This is a genomic window from Fimbriimonadaceae bacterium, from assembly GCA_023957775.1.
Classification (GTDB): Bacteria; Armatimonadota; Fimbriimonadia; order Fimbriimonadales; family Fimbriimonadaceae; genus JAMLGR01.
Map to the genome: position 1 here is coordinate 135,170 of JAMLGR010000005.1, position 16,440 is coordinate 151,609.

The window sequence follows — 16,440 nt, forward strand, 5'->3', positions numbered from 1 at the left end:
GGGCGGGTTCTCACCGAGGGAGCTCCAGCTGCACCGAGCGGTGTCGCTGGAGCCCCACCGGGGTTCACGCCTTTCGGCGTCGTCGAAGCATCGCGGCCGCGCCGAGTCCGAGGGCGAGCATCGAAGCGGGTTCGGGAACAGCGGTCAGCTCCAAGGCGAGATTCGCGTTGGTGCCGCTGAAGTTGTATTTGCCCCAGGTGCCTCCAGCCGTGTTCTCGCGCCAGAAGAAGGTGGGATCGCTGTTTCCGACCGCGGGGGGATTCGCCGCATTGAACTGGAAGCCGACCCCGCCCGTGTTGCCACCGACGCGAGCAAGCTGGAACGTCACCGCCAACGAGTTCGGAACGGTGACGGGCGTGGCGACCGGCAGCGTGAAGTTCCAGGCGCCTTCTGCCAGCGCTCGGATCTGGTACGTGATGGGCGTTCCCAACACCGTTCCCGGTGCCCCGGCGGGGCCGTCAAGCTGGCGGAATCGCATGGTCATGTCGAAGTCGTAGGTGCCGAGCCCCGTGGCTTGGACCTGCATGATCGTTTTGACCTGGCTGATTTGACGAAGGGTCCCCGCGAGCGAGACTTCGTCGCCAAACTCCAAGGACGAATTGCTTCCCGAGGCCATGCGGTACGACGCGATGGTCATTCCCGTGATGTTCTGGTAAACGATCTGTTGGCCATGTGCGAGCGGCACCGTCGCGACGGCCAAAGCGATAAGAATCGATCTCTTCATAGTGCTCCTTTCAGGCGCCGCGCGGGTCGGCTTTCGACCGATTCGGCTCGAGCGCACTAGACTATGGAGAGGGAGAGGCTGGGAGTGGGGATGCGTTGCGCACAAAACCGCAATCTCCAACCTATACGGGGGCCAAATCTGGCAAGAATACTGGCCGAATAGGGGGATCACGCCCGTCGAGCCGGCGTGGCACCCGATGCGTGCTGATCGGTGAAACCTTCCGGCTCTAGTAGTGCCAGTCCACGTTCAGCGCTTTCTTGGCGTGCTTCTCGATGAACTCGCGCCGGGGCTCGACCTTCTCGCCCATGAGCCGGCTGAACATCATCTCGATCTCGGTTTGGAACTCGGGGTCGAGCTTGACCTGCACCAGGCGGCGGTTCTCGGGGGTCATCGTCGTGGTTTCCAGATCCTCGACGTTCATTTCGCCCAAGCCCTTGAAGCGCGTGATCTGGTAGTTCTTCTTCTTGATCCCCTTGGTGATCTCCTCGAGTTGGGCGTCGTCGAGCGCGTAGTGGCGCTCGTTGTTGCCCACTTTGACCACGTAGAGGGGCGGCTGGGCGAGGTAGATGTGTCCCCTGGCGATCAAGGGCTTCATGTATCGGTAGAAGAACGTCAGCAGCAGGGTGCGGATGTGCTCGCCGTCGACGTCGGCGTCCGTCATGATGATGATCTTGTGGTAGCGGAGCTTGTCGATGTCGAAGCTGACCTCGCGGTCGCGGCCCCCGCCATTCGTCGGGGCGCCGTTGGGCTCGGCGCCCTCCTCCACATCCTCCTCGGAGGTCCGGCCCAGGGTCAGATCGATGCCGACGCCCAGCGCGGCGATGAGCGACTTGATCTCTTCGTTGTCGAGGGCCTTGTCGATGCGCGCCCGCTCGACGTTGAGGATCTTGCCCCGAAGCGGCAGCACCGCTTGCGTCAGGCGGTCCCGTGCGCCCTTGGCGGACCCGCCGGCGGAATCCCCTTCGACGAGGAAGATCTCGCACTTGGAGGCGTCCTTGCTTTGGCAGTCGGTCAGTTTGCCGGGCAGGCCGAACGTGTCCATCACCGACGAGCGCTTCACGGCTTCCGCGGCCTTGCGTGCCGCTTCGCGGGCGCGTTGGGCGATGATCGACTTCTCGACGATGCGCCGGCCGACTGCGGGGTTCTCCTCGAAGAACGTCGTGAGGCCGTCGCCCACCAGCGAGTTGGTGAGCCCTTGGATCTCGGGCGTGACGAGTTTGACCTTGTCCTGGCTGTTGTAGCTCGGATTCTCGAGGCGGATCGAGATGACTGCGGTGAGGCCGTCCGAGACGTCGTCCGAGGAGAAGTTGTTGTCCTTCTCCTTCAGGAAGTTCATCTTGCGCGCGTACGAGTTCACCACGCGCGTGAGCGCCGCGTTGAAACCGGAGACGTGCGTTCCGCCGTCGGGCTGGTGGATGTTGTTCGAGAACGCGAGGATGGTCTCGCTGTACCCGTCGTGGTACTGGAGCGCCACTTCGATCTCGGTCGTCTCCTTCTCCCGTTTGAAGTAGATCACGGGGTGGAGCGTCGTCTTGCCGTCGTTGAGATCCTCCACGAGTTGCGGGATGCCGCGCTCGTAGTGGAAGACCTCGCTCTCGTCGGGGTCGTTCTCGACGATGAACTCGAACTTGACCTGGGGGTTCAGGTAGGCAAGCTCGCGAAGGCGGGTCTTGAAGATGTGCAGGTCGTAGGTCGTTTCGGTCAGGACCGTGTCGTCGGCAAGCCAGTGCGTGTACGTGCCCGTCGACTGGCCCTTGGCGTCGCGGATGACCTTGACGTCCTCGATCGGGATGCCCTTTTCGTAGCGCTGGTAGTACACCTTGCCGTCGCGGACGACTTCGACTTCGCACCACTTGGAGAGCGCGTTGGTGCAGCTCACACCGACGCCGTGGAGGCCGCCGGACGTTTTGTAGCCGCCGCCGCCGAACTTGCCCCCCGCGTGGAGGACGGTCATCACGACCTCGAGCGCGCTCTTGCCGTACTTGGTGTGCATGTCCACGGGGATGCCGCGCCCGTTGTCGCGCACCGAGACGGAGTTGTCCGCGTGGATCGTCGTGACGATGTTGTCGCAGTGCCCGGCGAGGGCCTCGTCCACGGAGTTGTCGAGAGCCTCCTTGTACATCTGGTGGAGGCCCTTCTTGCCGTTGTCGCCAACGTACATGCCGGGGCGACGCCGCACGGCCTCGAGCCCTTCCAGGATCTGGATCTGTTCCGCGGTGTAGTCGCCCTTGTGCGCAGGCTTCTTCTTCGTGGACGGGGCTTCTTGCAGATTTTCGGGTTCTTCCGGAGAGGGCATGGCTGGCTCGATTCATCCTTGCGCGATAGCGCCTCGGGAGGCGCATTCTAACGACTCCAACCTTGCAATTCTACCCGAAGAAGGGGGGCGATTTAGGTTCAAAGGAAGGGTCGTTCGGCCTTTGGGCGGCGGCTTTCCCCGCATAATGGGTGCATGGGATTCTATGCGGCCGTCGTCCGACCGCTGCTGTTCCTGCTGCCTCCCGAGACGGCGCATCGACTTGGGATGGCGGTGATCGCCCGCGGTTGGCTGCGGGCGCCCTCCTTCGCCGACCCGATCCTCGAACAGGAGTTGTTCGGCGTCAAGTTCGCGAACCCGTTGGGCCTGGCCGCGGGATTCGACAAGAACGCGGAGGCGGTGGCGCACTGGGGCGCGTTGGGGTTTGGGTTCGCGGAGGTGGGGACGATCACCTACCGCGCCCAGCCGGGAAACCCCCGGCCCCGGCTCTTTCGGCTCCCTGCGGATCGCGCGCTGATCAACCGGATGGGGTTCAACAACGAGGGCGCGCGCGCCATCGCCACCCGTCTTGCCGCCGCCCGCCCTGCCCTCCCGATCGGCGTGAATCTGGGCAAGTCCAAGGACACGCCTTTGGAGGCGGCGTTCCAGGACTACTCGGAGAGCTTCAAACTCCTTCGGAAGTTGGGGGCGTACTTCGTCGTGAACGTGTCGTCGCCGAACACGCAGGGCCTGCGAACCCTTCAGGAGAAGGGTCCGCTGCTTGAGATCGTCCACGCCCTGCGGGAGGTCGACGCCGAGCGCCCGCTGTTCGTCAAAGTGGCGCCCGACTTGGAATCCGAGGCGCTCGACGAGGTGGTCGGTGTGGTGCACGAGGCGAAGCTCACGGGCATCATCGCCACCAACACGACGGTCCGCCGCGAGGGTCTGGCCACCTCGATCGACGAGGAGGGCGGACTGTCCGGCGAGCCACTGCGCCGCCGCTCCAACGAGGTGCTCGGGCACCTGTTCCAAAGCTGCGACCGGTCCGTGGTGCTGATCGGCGTCGGGGGCATCTTCGACGGCCTGGACCTCTACGAGAAGATCGCGCGCGGCGCGCACCTGTGCCAGGTGTACACCGGCTGGATCTACGGCGGCCCGGGCATGGCGCCCGCGGCCCTGCGGACCCTCGTGGACCTCATGCGCCGGGACGGCGTCGCCTCGCTGGCCGACCTGCGGGGAACCCGAGCCTAAGGGGCTGGTTGTTGGTCCCTCGTCCTTGGTCCTTCGACCCGTATTCCTACCGCCTGGTAGAAACACCAGAAACCCAGTAAAATTACCAGGGTCTCCAGCAATCCTACCGGGAATAAGGCCTTCGAATCGACAGATTGTGACACGGGGCGGCCGGCACGGGCCAAAGCCCAGTGCTGGCGAATCACGGAGGAAGGAACATGTCTTTTCGGGTGAACACGAATATCGTGGCCATGAACGCCCTGAGAAATCTGGGTGTGAGCGGCACGGAACTCGGACAATCGATCAATCGCCTCTCGACGGGGCTTCGCATCAACTCGGCAGCGGACGATCCCGCGGGTCTGATCGCGTCGGAGATCTTCCGCGCCCAGATCGGCGGCCTCGACCAGGCCATCAAGAACAACCAGGACGCGGTGAACTACGCCAAGACGGCGGAGGGCGCCCTCGACGAGGTCAACCGGCTCCTGCGCGACGCTCGGGCTCTGGCCGTGGCGTCGGCCAACACCGGAACGCTGACCGAGGCTCAGGCCCAGGCGAACCAGAACCAACTCATCTCGATCGCGGACTCGATTTCGCGCATCGCGAATCAGACGCAGTTCGGCACCAAGCGCTTGCTGGACGGCAGCGCGGGAGTCGTCGCGTCGATCACCGACGGCGCCAACGTCGCGGGCATCAGCTTCACCGGCAACTTCAACGGTGCGGCCATCACGACCAACTCGATCGTGACCATGCAGGTCACCACCGCCGCCACCAAGGCGACGGTCACCGGCACGCGCACCTTCGCAGCGGCTACGACCACGGTCAACGCCGGCAGCTTCACGATCAACGGGCTCACATTCTCCACGTCGAACACCGACACGATCTCGGATGTGGTTGCGCGGATCAACAACTCCTCGTCCTCCACCGGCGTCAGCGCCAGTTGGACGGCGGGCGCGGGCGTCGTGCTCACGCAGGGCAACTATGGCTCGAACGCCCGTGTGGACTTCTCGGACAGCACCGGCGTGCTCCTGAGCGCTGCGGGAACGCTGGCGAGCGTCGGCACGGACTCGGTCGCCTCGGTGATCATCGACTCGAACGGCGCGACGGCGGGCGGCCTCGCCACCGTCACCTTCGACAAGGGCAAGGGGCTCGTGCTGCGAGACTCCACGGGCAACGCGCTGACCTTGACGGAGAACGGCAACCTGACGAGTGCCCTGACGGCCATCGCCCAGCTCACGGTCGGTTCCGCTCAGTTCCAAATCGGCGCCAACGTGGGCCAAACGATCAACCTGGCGCTGGGGAACTTCTCCGCCGCGCAGCTTGGTGGGACCGCGGTGTCGGGCAAGAACATGAGCAACCTCGATCTCACCAGCGCGACGGGGGCGAACGAAGCGCTGCAGGTCATCGACGCCGCCATCACGCAGGTCTCCGAGTCGCGGGGTGCGATCGGTTCGTTCCAGCGAAACGCTATCGACTCGAACATTCGGTCGCTGGGCATCGCCAAGGAGAACCTCGCCGCTTCGGAATCCCAGATGCGCGACACGGACGTCGCCGCGGAGATGACGAACTTTACACGGCTGCAGATTCTGCAGCAGGCCGGTATGGCCGTGCTGGCGCAAGCCAACTCGGCTCCACAAGCCGTGCTAGCGCTACTTCGGTAGCTCCGTTCACAATCAAAATCGAGGTCGTCGGACCAACCGCCCCGGCGGCCTCTTTTTTCCCGTCCCGGCTCCGCTACTGCGGAACGCGGGGCGCGCGTTTGCGTTTCGGCGCCTCGACGGCGGTTTGCTGGGCGAAGAGGTCGTACGGCTCGGCCGCGGTCACGACCGCCGGCACGAACGAACCGGGCGCGTGGACGCCTTCCACGAACACCAGGCCGTCGATCTCGGGCGCGTCGCGGTGCGAGCGGCCGATCGACCACCCCTCGCGCACGTCCTCGACCAGCACGCGCAACGTCCGACCGACCCACTCCTCGTTCTTGGCGAGCGACACGGCTTGCTGGCAGCGCATCAATCGATCGTATCGCGCTCGTCGCGTCCGGAAGGGAACCTGGCCAGGCAAATCGTGGGCGGGCGTCCCGGGCTCGCGGCTGAACACGAACGCTCCCACCCGGTCCATGCGCGCGTCCTCGACGAACTGGAGCAAGGCCGCGAACTCCTCCTCCGTTTCGCCGGGGAATCCGACGATGAACGTGGTCCGCACCGCGACGTCGGGCATGGCCCCCCGAAGCTTCTCCACCAATCCCAGGTAGCGCTTGCCGTCCCAGGGCCGCTTCATGCGCCGAAGGGTCTCCGGGTGGACGTGCTGCAGCGGGATGTCGATGTACGGCACGACTTTGTCGAGGGTGGCCATGGCCTCGATGACCTCGTCGGTCAGGCGGTTGGGATAGAAGTAGAGGATCCGGATCCACTCGAGGCCCTCGATCGCGTTCAACTCCCGCAGCAGCTTCGGCAGGGTGAAGGCACGGTACAGGTCGTACCCGTACTGCGTCACGTCCTGCGCGATCAGGTTGATCTCCTTCGCGCCGCTTTTCACCAGGTGCCGGGCCTCGGCGACCACCCGCTCGAGGGGCTTGCTCACGTGCCGGCCGCGGAAGCTCGGAATCGTGCAGAACGTGCATTTGTGGTCGCACCCCTCGCTGACTTTGAGATACGCGGACCATGGGCTCCCCGCCCGGACCCGGGTCGGCACGTTCGCCCATCGGTGGTGCGGCGGTGAAACGTCGAGGAGGGCCTCGCTCGAACGCAGGGTGTGGCCCACGATCTCGTCGAAACGGCCCATATGGCCCACGCCCACGTAGGCGTCCGCCCCCGGGGCCAGCTCGCGCAGTTCGGCCCCCATGCGTTGGCTGAGGCAGCCGGCGACGATGACCTTCGACGTGAGGCCCCGCCTCTTCTGATCCACCGCCTCGCGAATCGCCTCGATGCTCTCCTGTTTGCTCGACTCGAGGAACCCGCACGTATTGATCACGGTGACGTCGGAGCGATCCGCCGATCCGTCCACGCGGTAGCCCGCCTCGAGGAGCACCCCGGCGATCTCCTCGCTGTCGACGTCGTTCTTCGCGCACCCGAGAGTGACGATGCGCACGTTCGCGGAGTCGGGGGACATGGGGGGATTATGGCCGCTGGGGCTAGTTGAGGTCCCAACCGTAGTTGCCGGGGCTGGTGATCTTGCCTTCCCAATCGTTGCGGATCTGGCAACCTGCGGCGAGTTGGGTCGGCGTGAGCGATCGGGCGCTGCCATCGACGCGCGCGATGTTCATGTGGCCTCGGTGCCACGGCCACGCGCCTCCAAATTGCTGCCCCGAATAGGGTGAGTTGACCTTCCAACCGTAGTTCGGCGTAAAGATCTCGCTCGTGGGGTCGATGCGGAACGTGTCGACAATCTGGCCGCTCCGCTCGACGAATCGGCAAGGCGGCACCACCAGGTAGTTTCCGCCGCCGAACGGCACCCCGTGCGCGTCTCGATCCCAGACGGAATCCACGAACATCACGGTGTTGCTCGGGTTGCCCACCATCGACGCCAAGCGCGGGAATGCGGCCCAATGGCCGCCAAGCGGCCGCATGATGGGCGAGAGATACAGGTAGTTGTAGCCGATGTTCGAACGTTGGGATGCCGAGTAGTAACGGGACTCCGTGTCGCCCGGGACCAGGTCCTGGTCGAAGGTCGCCTCGATGTGGTCCCGAACTCCCGTGTCCGCAGGGCATCGGAACAGCGCGAAGCTGCGCTCGTAGGGGAGCAGGAGCTGCACCCAGGTGCGGTCGTTCCGGGAGTTGGCCAGCGTGTTGGGGCGGTAGTTCGCGGGCATGAAGCGATCGTCGTAGTCGGAAATGTAGAGGGTCGCCGCAAGGGTCGTCTGCCGGAAATTGGAGAGGCACACGGCCCGTTGGGCAGAGGCGCGCACACCCTGGAAGACAGGGAAAAGAATCCCGGCCAAGATCACCAGAATGGCAAGAACCACCAGGAGCTCGGCAAGGGTAAATCCACGGGTGCGCCTAAACACGGGTCGCTCCACTACCACAGATTATATCAACTCTAGCGCGCGATCCCAAACATAGACTTCCACCGAGCCGATCGAGCGGAATCCCAGCTTCGCGTACCAGCTCTCCAAAACGCCGTCGCATTGAAGGGTCACCCACTCCTTTTCAGACGCCGTGGAGAGCGCCCACTGCACCACGGCGCCGCCCCATCCCCGGCCCCGACGATCCCTGCGGACGCACAGGTTGTACAGGCCCACCATGCCCTCGCTCCGGCTCAACATCGCCGCCGCAACGGTCTCTCCAGCCTCGTCGAAACAGTGAAGCTCCAACTCCTCCGCGGCCGCGGTGGCTCGCCGCACGGCGTCGCGCGAAGGGCCGTCCGACCGCCCAAAGAACTCGCGCATCATGAACCCCGCCGTCTCATCGCGATCGCTGGGCGATCGGACCTCGGAGGGGACGATTCCACTCGCCGCCGCTCCCCCTCGCCCGATCATCTGGCGCAGGCGGTAAGCGTTGCGAAACCCTTCGCGCTCGAGCTGGGCTCCAAGGTCGGGCGGTCTGTCCGTCGGGCACGCGTAGATGTTGAACTGCGGTCGTGCGCTCGCGATTTCCGCCAGACGGGCCGGGTCCGAGGGGCCAAGGTTCAGGCCGACGGCGAAGTTGCACACGGGGTGCGGGGTCGGACCCAGGCAACCTCCAAAACCCGACTCCTCGAAGACCGTCGAACCCTCGGAGGACTTGCCGAGCGCCAAGTAGGTCGTCGCCAAATTGAGCGAGGCCAGTTTTGCCAGCGAGGCGACTACAGAATCGTGCTCCAAAATGCTCCCAGCGAAATCCCCGACGGCTTCGCGACGAAACCCACGGCAAACCCGTTGCTGATCGTGTGCCCGAGAAAGACCTCGGCGCCTTTGGGCGTCACCAAGAAGGTGGCGAAGCCCTCCGCCTTGGGGCTCGTGCGCCACAGATCGATCCCGGCGGCCACCTGGAGGCCGCGCGCGGAGTTCATCTCGACGCCGATCCGCAGCGTGGGGGCGTAGATTCGCTCGGGCGCGGAGAACGGCCGCCCCTCCAACGCCGCCCCTTCGAACTCCGCCACCAGACGGAGGATCTTCCTTTGAACGAACACTCCGCCGTAGTGCCCGGTGTCCACCCAGAGAATCTGCGAACCGGGAAGCGCCGCCCGAAGTTTCTCGGTGTCGGCGGGCGGGATCACCGAGTCGTACCGCGCGCCGACGAGGAACACGGGTGCCGGACGCCTCTCGGAAAGATAGGTGAGCGGCTCGATCGAACTCAACTCGTCGCGCAAGGACCCCTCCAGGTAGCCCGCGCCGCGCAGCACCTCGCGCTGCTGGACGACTCGCGAACTGTGCCAGAGGATGTGCGCCAGGTCGGCTCCTCCGAGAACGAAGCTCGCCGCCGCGAAGCGGGGCTCGACCGCGTAGGCCGTGGCGCCCACGATCGCGCCCAGGCTCGTGCCCGCAAGACCGATCTTGTTCGTGTCGAACTCGGGCCGCGAAGCGATCCAGTCCACCGTGCGCCGCACGTCCAGCACCGACTGCTCCATCGTCCGCCGCATCTTGGGAGGGTCGGGCTCGATGGCGTACTGCCCCGAAGTCGCTCCGGGAGGCGTCCTCGACAGGTGGTAGGGCAACGTCACCAGGACCGCCGCGACGCCGCGGCTGTTTAGCTCCTGCGCGAGCGCGACGTCGACGCGCTGATCCGAGGCGCCCCAGTAGTGGAGGACGACCACGACCGGCATCGGCCCCTCCGTTCCCTGGGGAAGGAGCGCGCGGATCGGCACCCGGTTGTTGACCGGATAGGGCGTCGCCACGGGGCTGGGGAACTCGATCGCGTACTCGACCGTGGTTTCGGTCTCGGAGAGCCTCCGCCAATCGCCAAAAGCGATCTTGGGGGGCGCGATGCGCAAATCCATCCCATCGCCCGGCGACGCGTACGCGCAACCGACGACCAGAATCGCTCCCACCCAGGCGAGGACGCGCGCTTTCACGCGACCGCTTTCGACACCGAGGGGGACTCTCCTGCGGCGCTTGACTTTTCGTTCCTGCAACCTGCGACCCCCCGGTAGACTGGCGCGAGCATGATCCCGATCCGCGACAACCAGATCAACACGCGCGTGCCGCTGGTGACGTGGACCTTGATCGCGTTGAACTGCGTGGTTTACTTCTGGGATCGGCAGGGACACCTGACCGGGCCGAGCGTGGTGTTCGCCGGGTTGGCCATGCGTCCCGCCGTCGTGGTCGCGGGGTTGACGGGCGGGGGCGACCAGTTCTCCCTGGTGACGCTCTTCACGTCCATGTTCCTCCACGGCGGGTTGATGCATCTCGTCGGTAACCTCCTGTTTCTAATGGCGTTCGGCAACAGCGTCGAGAACGCGTTGGGGCCGATGCGCTACGCGTTGTACTATCTCGCCTGGGGACTGGTCGCAGGCATCGCCCACATCTACGTCGATCCGTCCTCGCCGATCCCGACGGTCGGGGCTTCGGGCGCGATCGGGGGAGTGTTGGGAGCGTATCTGCTCCTCTTTCCGGGAAACAAGGTGGAAGTCTACATCCCGTTGCTGGCGTTCATCACGGTCGTGTTCAGCGCATGGGTGCTGCTCGGGGTTTGGTTCCTTTGGCAGATCTTCATCCCCCAAGAGGGCGTGGCGAACTGGGCCCACGTGGGCGGCTTCCTCGCCGGCATGGCAACGGTGCTGGTGATGGGCGGGCGCGAGCGCGTGTTGCGGGGTCGGATGTTGGAGTTGGACCATGAGTTTGGGGAGTAGTGTGCCTCGGTGGGTCTGGGGTTGCGCAGCCCTCGCCGCCCTCGCGAGCCTTGCCTCGATCGGCTATCGCTACCGCGCCGAACAACGCAACCGGGCCGTCACGATCGTGGCGGAGGCGGAGACCATCCAAGAGCTGGGCGCCGCGGTCGACCTGCCGCTGAACGCGTCCTTGTACAGCCTGAAACAAGAGGGTCTGGGCGGAGTCGTGATCTCCGAGCAGTTCGTCTCGGATCTCCTTCTGGTGGGCTCCGTGACGATGACGTCCGGCGAGAACCCGGGAAGCCCCTACCTGGTCACCCTCCAAGGCCCCGCGTCGACCCTGGACCGGGTCGAGCGCGGCGTCGTGGTCCGGTTTGGAGAGGGCGCGGCGATGCGGGCCGCGCCGGACCGCCTCATCGTGCACCGCGTGGCGCCCATGACCGTGCGCAATCTCGCGATCGGGCTGAACCCCTACGTGGCCCAAGCGGTGCGCGACGCGGGGCTTGCGATCGTCGCGCGCGCGTCCAACCCCGCCGGCGCCGGCGCCGAGACCGTGCGCGAAACCGTGCGATGGATGAAGGAGCTGGGTGCCAGCTACTTCCTGCCGCAGGGGGAGCAGGTGTTGGGGCGGCGGGACAACCTGGACGTGCTCGAGGAAACCCTAGCCCAAACGGGCATCCGCTACTGCACGCCCGAGTTCGTGAAGATCGGCGGCGATGCGAACGTCGTGGCGGCGGCCCCGGAGAACGTGGTGCGCCTCCACTCCGCGCAAGCGGCCGAACTTGACAAACTCCCCCTCTCCGAGGCCGTCGACCGCTACGTGCGCGCCGCCCGCGAGCGCAACATGCGCATGCTCCTGCTGCGCCCCCTCACCTACTCTGCGCAGCAGCCGATTCGTTCGTTTGGCGACTTCATGGCCGCGATCGGGGTCGACCTTCGGAAGCAGGGCGGCGACCTCGGCGTCTCGCGCCCGTTCGAGGAGCCCGCGCCACCCCGTCCGTTGCTCTGGCTGATCGGGCTGGCCGTCGCTCCGGTGGCCATGTGGGTCGGGACGCTGTTCGTCTCCGATCCTCGCGGGCGGAAGGTCGGATACGTGGTCCTCGGGTTGTTGGGGATCGCGTGTTGGGTGGACGCGGGGCGCTCGTGGATGGCGCTCGTCGGAGCCGTGACGTTCCCGACGCTCGCGTACGCCGCGATGCTTTCCCGCCAGTCGAAGAGCTGGGTGGTCGAGTACCTGGCGATGACCGCGACGAGCCTCGTCGGCGGCCTCGTCGTGGCCGGCATGCTCAACGGGCTGCCCTACCTCGTGCGCGCGGACCAGTTCTCCGGCGTCAAGGCCGCCCACTTCCTGCCGATCGGCCTGATCGGTTGGCTGTTGTTCCGCAAGCTCGCCGATCCGAAGGAGGCGCTCGGGGGCACCATCCGCTGGAGCCAGGCCCTGTTGACGCTTGCGGCTCTGGCGGCGCTCGCGCTGATGGCGACCCGTACCGGCAACGACAATCCGGCCGCGGTGAGCGGCTTGGAGATCAAGTTCCGGAGCGTGCTGGACGCCCTGTTGTTCGTGCGGCCGCGCACGAAGGAGTTCCTGGTCGGCCACCCCCTTTTGATCCTCGGACTCGCGCTCTGGATCCGGGAGCGCGCGGCTGGGGCGAAGGGGAATGCGGCCGGTTGGGCCGCCGTGGCCCTGGTGGCGGGTTCGATCGGCCAGACCAGCGTTGTGAACACGTTGTGCCACCTCCATACGCCCGTGGCGCTGAGCTTGGCCCGCATCGGGGTGGGCTTCCTGGCGGGCGGTATACTCGGCGCGATTCTATGGGCGCTCGTGGCGCGGGTCTTCACGCGCCCAGGGAGCTAATGTGGCGCACCTCCTCCTAGCCGGGTACCTGGGTTGCGGCAATCTGGGCGACGACGCGATGATGCTCGGTTTCCTCCACGGACTGGGCGGGGGCCACGACGTCACGGTGTTGAGCGGGAACCCCGAGGAGACCTTCCGACTGTACGGATTGCCCTCCGTCCCGCGCCGGGACATGGGCGCCGTCAAGCAGGCGATCTACACGTGCGATGCGCTCGTGTTTCCCGGAGGCAGCGTGTTCCAAGATGTCACCAGCCTCAAGAGCGTCGGCTACTACTCGCAGCTTGTGCGCCTGGCCAAGGCGGCCAAGAAGCCCGTGGCCATGGTCGGCCAGGGCGTCGGGCCGCTGAACCGCTACTTCGGCAAGCAGATGGCGGTCGGCGCGTTCAACGCCGCGGATGCGATCGTCGTGCGCGACCCGGGCTCGGCGGCGCTCCTACGGCAGTTGGGAGTGAAGACGCCCGTGCGGGTGGCGGCGGACCCCGTGTTCCTGCTTCCCAAACCGGCCGAGCGGGAGGACCAGACGAGCTTCCAGGTCGGGGAGATGCGCACCGTCGGGCTGGCCCCGCGCCCCCTGGGCAAGCGAACGAAGGACGTCGCGCAGCTTTTCGCCGATCTCGCGCGCCTGCTCTTCCAGGGGAACTTCATGCCGGTGCTGATCGAGATGGACCGCGAGGAGGACGGGGACCTCATCCTGCAGATCAACAAGCTGCAGGGCGGCAAGGTGCCCGACCTGCGCAAGGTGCAGACGCCGATGCAGTTGCAGCAACGCATCGCCCGGATGGACTCGGTGATCGCCATGCGCCTCCACGCGGGGGTGCTCGCCACCACGGTGGGCGTTCCGCCGTTCATGGTTTCCTACGACCCCAAAGTCACGGCTTTCGCCAACCTTCTGGACGTGGCCACGGCGCCTTCGATCGAAGGGTTGACCGCGCAACGCCTGTATGAGAACTTCGTGATGTTCGCGAAGGAGCGGGAGCGCGTGCTCAAGGTATTGGAGCGGCGCACGGGCGAACTACGCAAGCAGGCGGAACTGAACGTCGAAGCGGTCGTCGAGTGTCTAAGAGGAGCGCCGGGTTCGTAACCGCGCGTGCTCGGCCTGTCATGAATCGGTTTCGCTGGTTGCTACTGGGGTGTTGCGTCGGTTGGGCGGCGTCTGCCCCCGCGCAGCTCACCCCGTGGGCGCGCCGCGAGATCTTCGATCGAATCCAGATTACGGGCCAGCGGCGGTTGGGGTACCACGCCGTCACGGTGTCCGGCGATGCGGAGGCCTACCGCTCGGAGACGTACTACGGCCTCGGCGGGCAGCGGTTTACGGACGTGGGCCACGTGAACCTCTCGGGCCACAACGTGTTAGGAACGATCAGCTTCAACGTGCAGCTCTCGGACAATCGCTTCTCGGACCCACAGTCGCAAAAGGCGACGCTGACCTACAAGAACGGCCCGACCACCGTGGATCTCGGGGATATCCGAGGCTCGCTTCTCGGGGGCAACCGCTTCGTGCTGTTCAGCAAATCGCTGCGCGGAGTGTCGGCCTTGGTGCGGAAGGGGCGCTTCGCGGCCAAGGGCGTCTACAGCGAGTCGCGGGGCAGCGCGAAGACCATCAGCCTGAACGGCAACAACTCGGCCGGCCCTTACTATCTCGGCAACAGCCAGATCGTGGCGGACTCGGAGTCGGTGCGCATCGACGGTGTGGCGATGCGCCTCGGGCAGGACTACGTGATCAACTACGAGCTGGGCGCGATCACCTTCATCAACCGGATCGTCCCTCCCACGAGCTCGATCGTCGTTTCGTTCGAAGCCTTGGGTTTCAACGCGAACAAGGGCACGGTCCAGGGCGCCGCGGCGACCTACGACTTCGGGCGGTTCGGGCGCGCCGGCATCACCTATCTGGCGCAGCAGGCCCGCAGCTCGGGGGGGCTGAGCACGCGCCTCGAGCAGTTCCAGGGATTCGGCGCGGCCTCGACGCCCTACTTCCTGCAGTTCGAACCGCTGCTCTCGCGCCCAATCACGATTCGACTCGACGGCGTGCTCCAGACCGAAGGGATCGACTACCACTTCGATACGCTCAACACGAGCGTGTTCTACTTCAACCGCTTCGTTCCGGCGACGAGCATCATCGACGTCGTCTACACGCCGAAGCCGACCAGCACCGTCGATGGCGACCGACGCGTCGTCGGGTTGGACTATCGCATTCCCCTGGGCAAGTTCGGCCAGAGTGGATCGATCGGCTACAGCCAGGCGTTCGGCGAGCTGATCAACGACGTGACCCCTCTGAGCGGCACGGCGCGCGGCATCGACGGGGATTACCGCACTGGCGGGCTGACCTTGCGCGGCTCGATTCGCGACGTGCCCGACGGCTTCGTCAGCGTCGAGTCCCGCGGGTTCAACCGAAACGAGCGCGCGTGGGACCTGTCGGCCGATGTTCTGGCTGGCAAGTGGAGTTACGGCGCCTCGAATCAGAACAGCAGCATCGCGATCCGACGCACCGGAACCAACGGGGAGTTCTCGTTCGACCGCACCCGCGCGACGCGAGGTCAGGCCTACGCGTCCTTTCGCGAGAGCGACACGGCTGGTTGGTCGTTGGAGCACGTGCGCACCGGCAGCCAGTTCTCGGGATCGGAAACCCGCCTCGACACGACCACGCTCTCGACGACCCGGCGCATCGGGAAGGTCAACACCGTGCTCGGCCTCGAACGGCAGGACGGGTACGGTCCGATCGGGTCGTCCAGCCCCACTCCGGGCCACCTCTCCCTGGAAACCCTGCGCCTCGAAGCGACCTACGCGCTGGGCTCGGCGTGGACGTTCCGTGGCAGGACGAGCGCGAGCCGTATCAAGACGGACCTGGGCGACGGGGTGGGCAAGGACACGTCGTTGTCGGTTCGCTACGAGCCGGGCGACCGCCTGTTCGTGAACGCGTCGTACTTCCTCAGCGACTCCGGGCAGCTCGCGGTGCTGGGCGCGTTCCAGAACGGGCAAGGGCTGGGATACGGCGGCAACGGGTTCAGCGGGGGCGTAACAGGCGGCGGGTTCGCCGGGGCGACCGATGCGCGCTTGATCCAGGTGACCACGGGCTACCGCGCTTCCGACCGGTTGGCGTTCGACGCCCGCTACTACGAGACGCGCTCCGTGGGCTCGGTCACGTCGAACAGCGAGACCACGGCCTATGGGTTGGGAGCCCACTGGGATCTCGGGCGGACCCATGCGCTGGACTTCTCCATCGACAGCAGCAAGACCCAGTTCGTGGGATCGGCGCTGACGTCGGACGCGGTGACCTTCTACGGCGCCCTTTCGGGGGCCCCGGGCCGGTGGTCCTACCGCTTGGGGCTCAGCACGCTGGTCACGGGCGGCAACTCCCAGTTCGGACAGGACAGCGCCACGTTCGATGGCGCGCTCTCGTACCGTCTCGACCCGCGCCAGCGGCTGACGGCGTCCTATCAATCGGGGCGTACCCAGGGCTATCTGCCCCAGAGCGATTCGTTCTTCGGCCTAAGCCACCACTACCAGCTTTACAGCAGCGCGGAGCTGGTCACGAGTTACCGGTGGCGCAACGTGTCGAATCTCGACCCGATGATTACGTCCGGCGCGTACCGCTCGACGGGCTTCGACATCGAGCTGGCGTTCAATTTCAGGTGAAGTGTTGAGCACTCAACACTTCAC

The 16,440-nt window shown here is 65.9% G+C and carries 12 protein-coding genes; 6 read left to right on the forward strand and 6 right to left on the reverse strand.

Annotated features, from left to right (window positions below; translation table 11 throughout):
• Nucleotides 1–64: 64 nt before the first annotated feature.
• Nucleotides 65–724, reverse strand: a complete 660-nt coding sequence (locus M9921_05895; GenBank protein MCO5296372.1) for a PEP-CTERM sorting domain-containing protein — start codon at nt 722–724, stop codon at nt 65–67.
• Nucleotides 725–950: 226 nt separating this feature from the next.
• Complete coding sequence (locus M9921_05900; GenBank protein MCO5296373.1) at nt 951–3,020, reverse strand: DNA gyrase subunit B; 2,070 nt, start codon at nt 3,018–3,020, stop codon at nt 951–953.
• 153 nt (nt 3,021–3,173) lie between these two features.
• Between M9921_05900 and M9921_05905 the strand changes: the two genes are divergently transcribed.
• Together M9921_05905 and M9921_05910 are read left to right on the forward strand one after the other, a co-directional pair.
• Nucleotides 3,174–4,208, forward strand: a complete 1,035-nt coding sequence (locus M9921_05905) for a quinone-dependent dihydroorotate dehydrogenase (protein ID MCO5296374.1) — start codon at nt 3,174–3,176, stop codon at nt 4,206–4,208.
• A gap of 230 nt (nt 4,209–4,438) precedes the next feature.
• Entirely contained in the window at nt 4,439–5,845 is a 1,407-nt protein-coding gene (locus tag M9921_05910) for a hypothetical protein (GenBank protein ID MCO5296375.1), read from the forward strand.
• A gap of 73 nt (nt 5,846–5,918) precedes the next feature.
• On the opposite strand, the gene rimO is transcribed toward M9921_05910, so the two are convergent.
• The 4 genes from rimO to M9921_05930 are packed head-to-tail and all read right to left on the reverse strand — an operon-like array spanning nt 5,919 to nt 10,172.
• Complete coding sequence (gene rimO, locus M9921_05915; protein MCO5296376.1) at nt 5,919–7,292, reverse strand: 30S ribosomal protein S12 methylthiotransferase RimO; 1,374 nt, start codon at nt 7,290–7,292, stop codon at nt 5,919–5,921.
• Between the two features lie 22 nt (nt 7,293–7,314).
• The gene (locus tag M9921_05920) at nt 7,315–8,199 is read right to left on the reverse strand and encodes a DUF1559 domain-containing protein (GenBank protein MCO5296377.1); all 885 of its coding nucleotides are present in this window, start codon (nt 8,197–8,199) and stop codon (nt 7,315–7,317) included.
• 9 nt (nt 8,200–8,208) lie between these two features.
• Nucleotides 8,209–8,982: a GNAT family N-acetyltransferase gene (locus M9921_05925; GenBank protein ID MCO5296378.1), complete on the reverse strand. Its 774-nt coding sequence runs from the start codon at nt 8,980–8,982 to the stop codon at nt 8,209–8,211.
• Nucleotides 8,964–10,172 carry a prolyl oligopeptidase family serine peptidase gene (locus tag M9921_05930; protein MCO5296379.1) on the reverse strand — a complete coding sequence of 403 codons (1,209 nt, stop codon included), beginning with the start codon at nt 10,170–10,172 and terminating at the stop codon, nt 8,964–8,966. Before M9921_05930 ends, M9921_05925 begins: the two co-directional genes overlap by 19 nt.
• 90 nt (nt 10,173–10,262) lie before the next feature.
• Here M9921_05930 and M9921_05935 point away from each other — a divergent pair, with 90 nt between their 5' ends.
• The 4 genes from M9921_05935 to M9921_05950 are packed head-to-tail and all read left to right on the forward strand — an operon-like array spanning nt 10,263 to nt 16,416.
• On the forward strand, nt 10,263–10,949 hold the full coding sequence (locus M9921_05935; GenBank protein ID MCO5296380.1) for a rhomboid family intramembrane serine protease: 687 nt from the start codon (nt 10,263–10,265) through the stop codon (nt 10,947–10,949).
• Between the two features lies 1 nt (nt 10,950).
• On the forward strand, nt 10,951–12,783 hold the full coding sequence (locus M9921_05940; protein ID MCO5296381.1) for a DUF5693 family protein: 1,833 nt from the start codon (nt 10,951–10,953) through the stop codon (nt 12,781–12,783).
• Nucleotide 12,784: 1 nt separating this feature from the next.
• Entirely contained in the window at nt 12,785–13,864 is a 1,080-nt protein-coding gene (csaB, locus tag M9921_05945) for a polysaccharide pyruvyl transferase CsaB (protein MCO5296382.1), read from the forward strand.
• 20 nt (nt 13,865–13,884) lie between these two features.
• Nucleotides 13,885–16,416, forward strand: coding sequence for a hypothetical protein (locus M9921_05950; protein MCO5296383.1), 2,532 nt, complete (start codon nt 13,885–13,887; stop codon nt 16,414–16,416).
• Nucleotides 16,417–16,440: the final 24 nt, after the last annotated feature.

Excerpts from the sequence above, each read along its gene's own strand:
- M9921_05895 (MCO5296372.1), bottom strand. The coding sequence starts at position 724 with ATGAAGAGATCGATTCTTATCGCTTTGGCCGTCGCGACGGTGCCGCTC.
- M9921_05900 (MCO5296373.1), bottom strand. The coding sequence starts at position 3,020 with ATGCCCTCTCCGGAAGAACCCGAAAATCTGCAAGAAGCCCCGTCCACG.
- M9921_05905 (MCO5296374.1), top strand. The coding sequence starts at position 3,174 with ATGGGATTCTATGCGGCCGTCGTCCGACCGCTGCTGTTCCTGCTGCCT.
- M9921_05910 (MCO5296375.1), top strand. The coding sequence starts at position 4,439 with ATGAACGCCCTGAGAAATCTGGGTGTGAGCGGCACGGAACTCGGACAA.
- rimO (MCO5296376.1), bottom strand. The coding sequence starts at position 7,292 with ATGTCCCCCGACTCCGCGAACGTGCGCATCGTCACTCTCGGGTGCGCG.
- M9921_05935 (MCO5296380.1), top strand. The coding sequence starts at position 10,263 with ATGATCCCGATCCGCGACAACCAGATCAACACGCGCGTGCCGCTGGTG.
- M9921_05950 (MCO5296383.1), top strand. The coding sequence starts at position 13,885 with ATGAATCGGTTTCGCTGGTTGCTACTGGGGTGTTGCGTCGGTTGGGCG.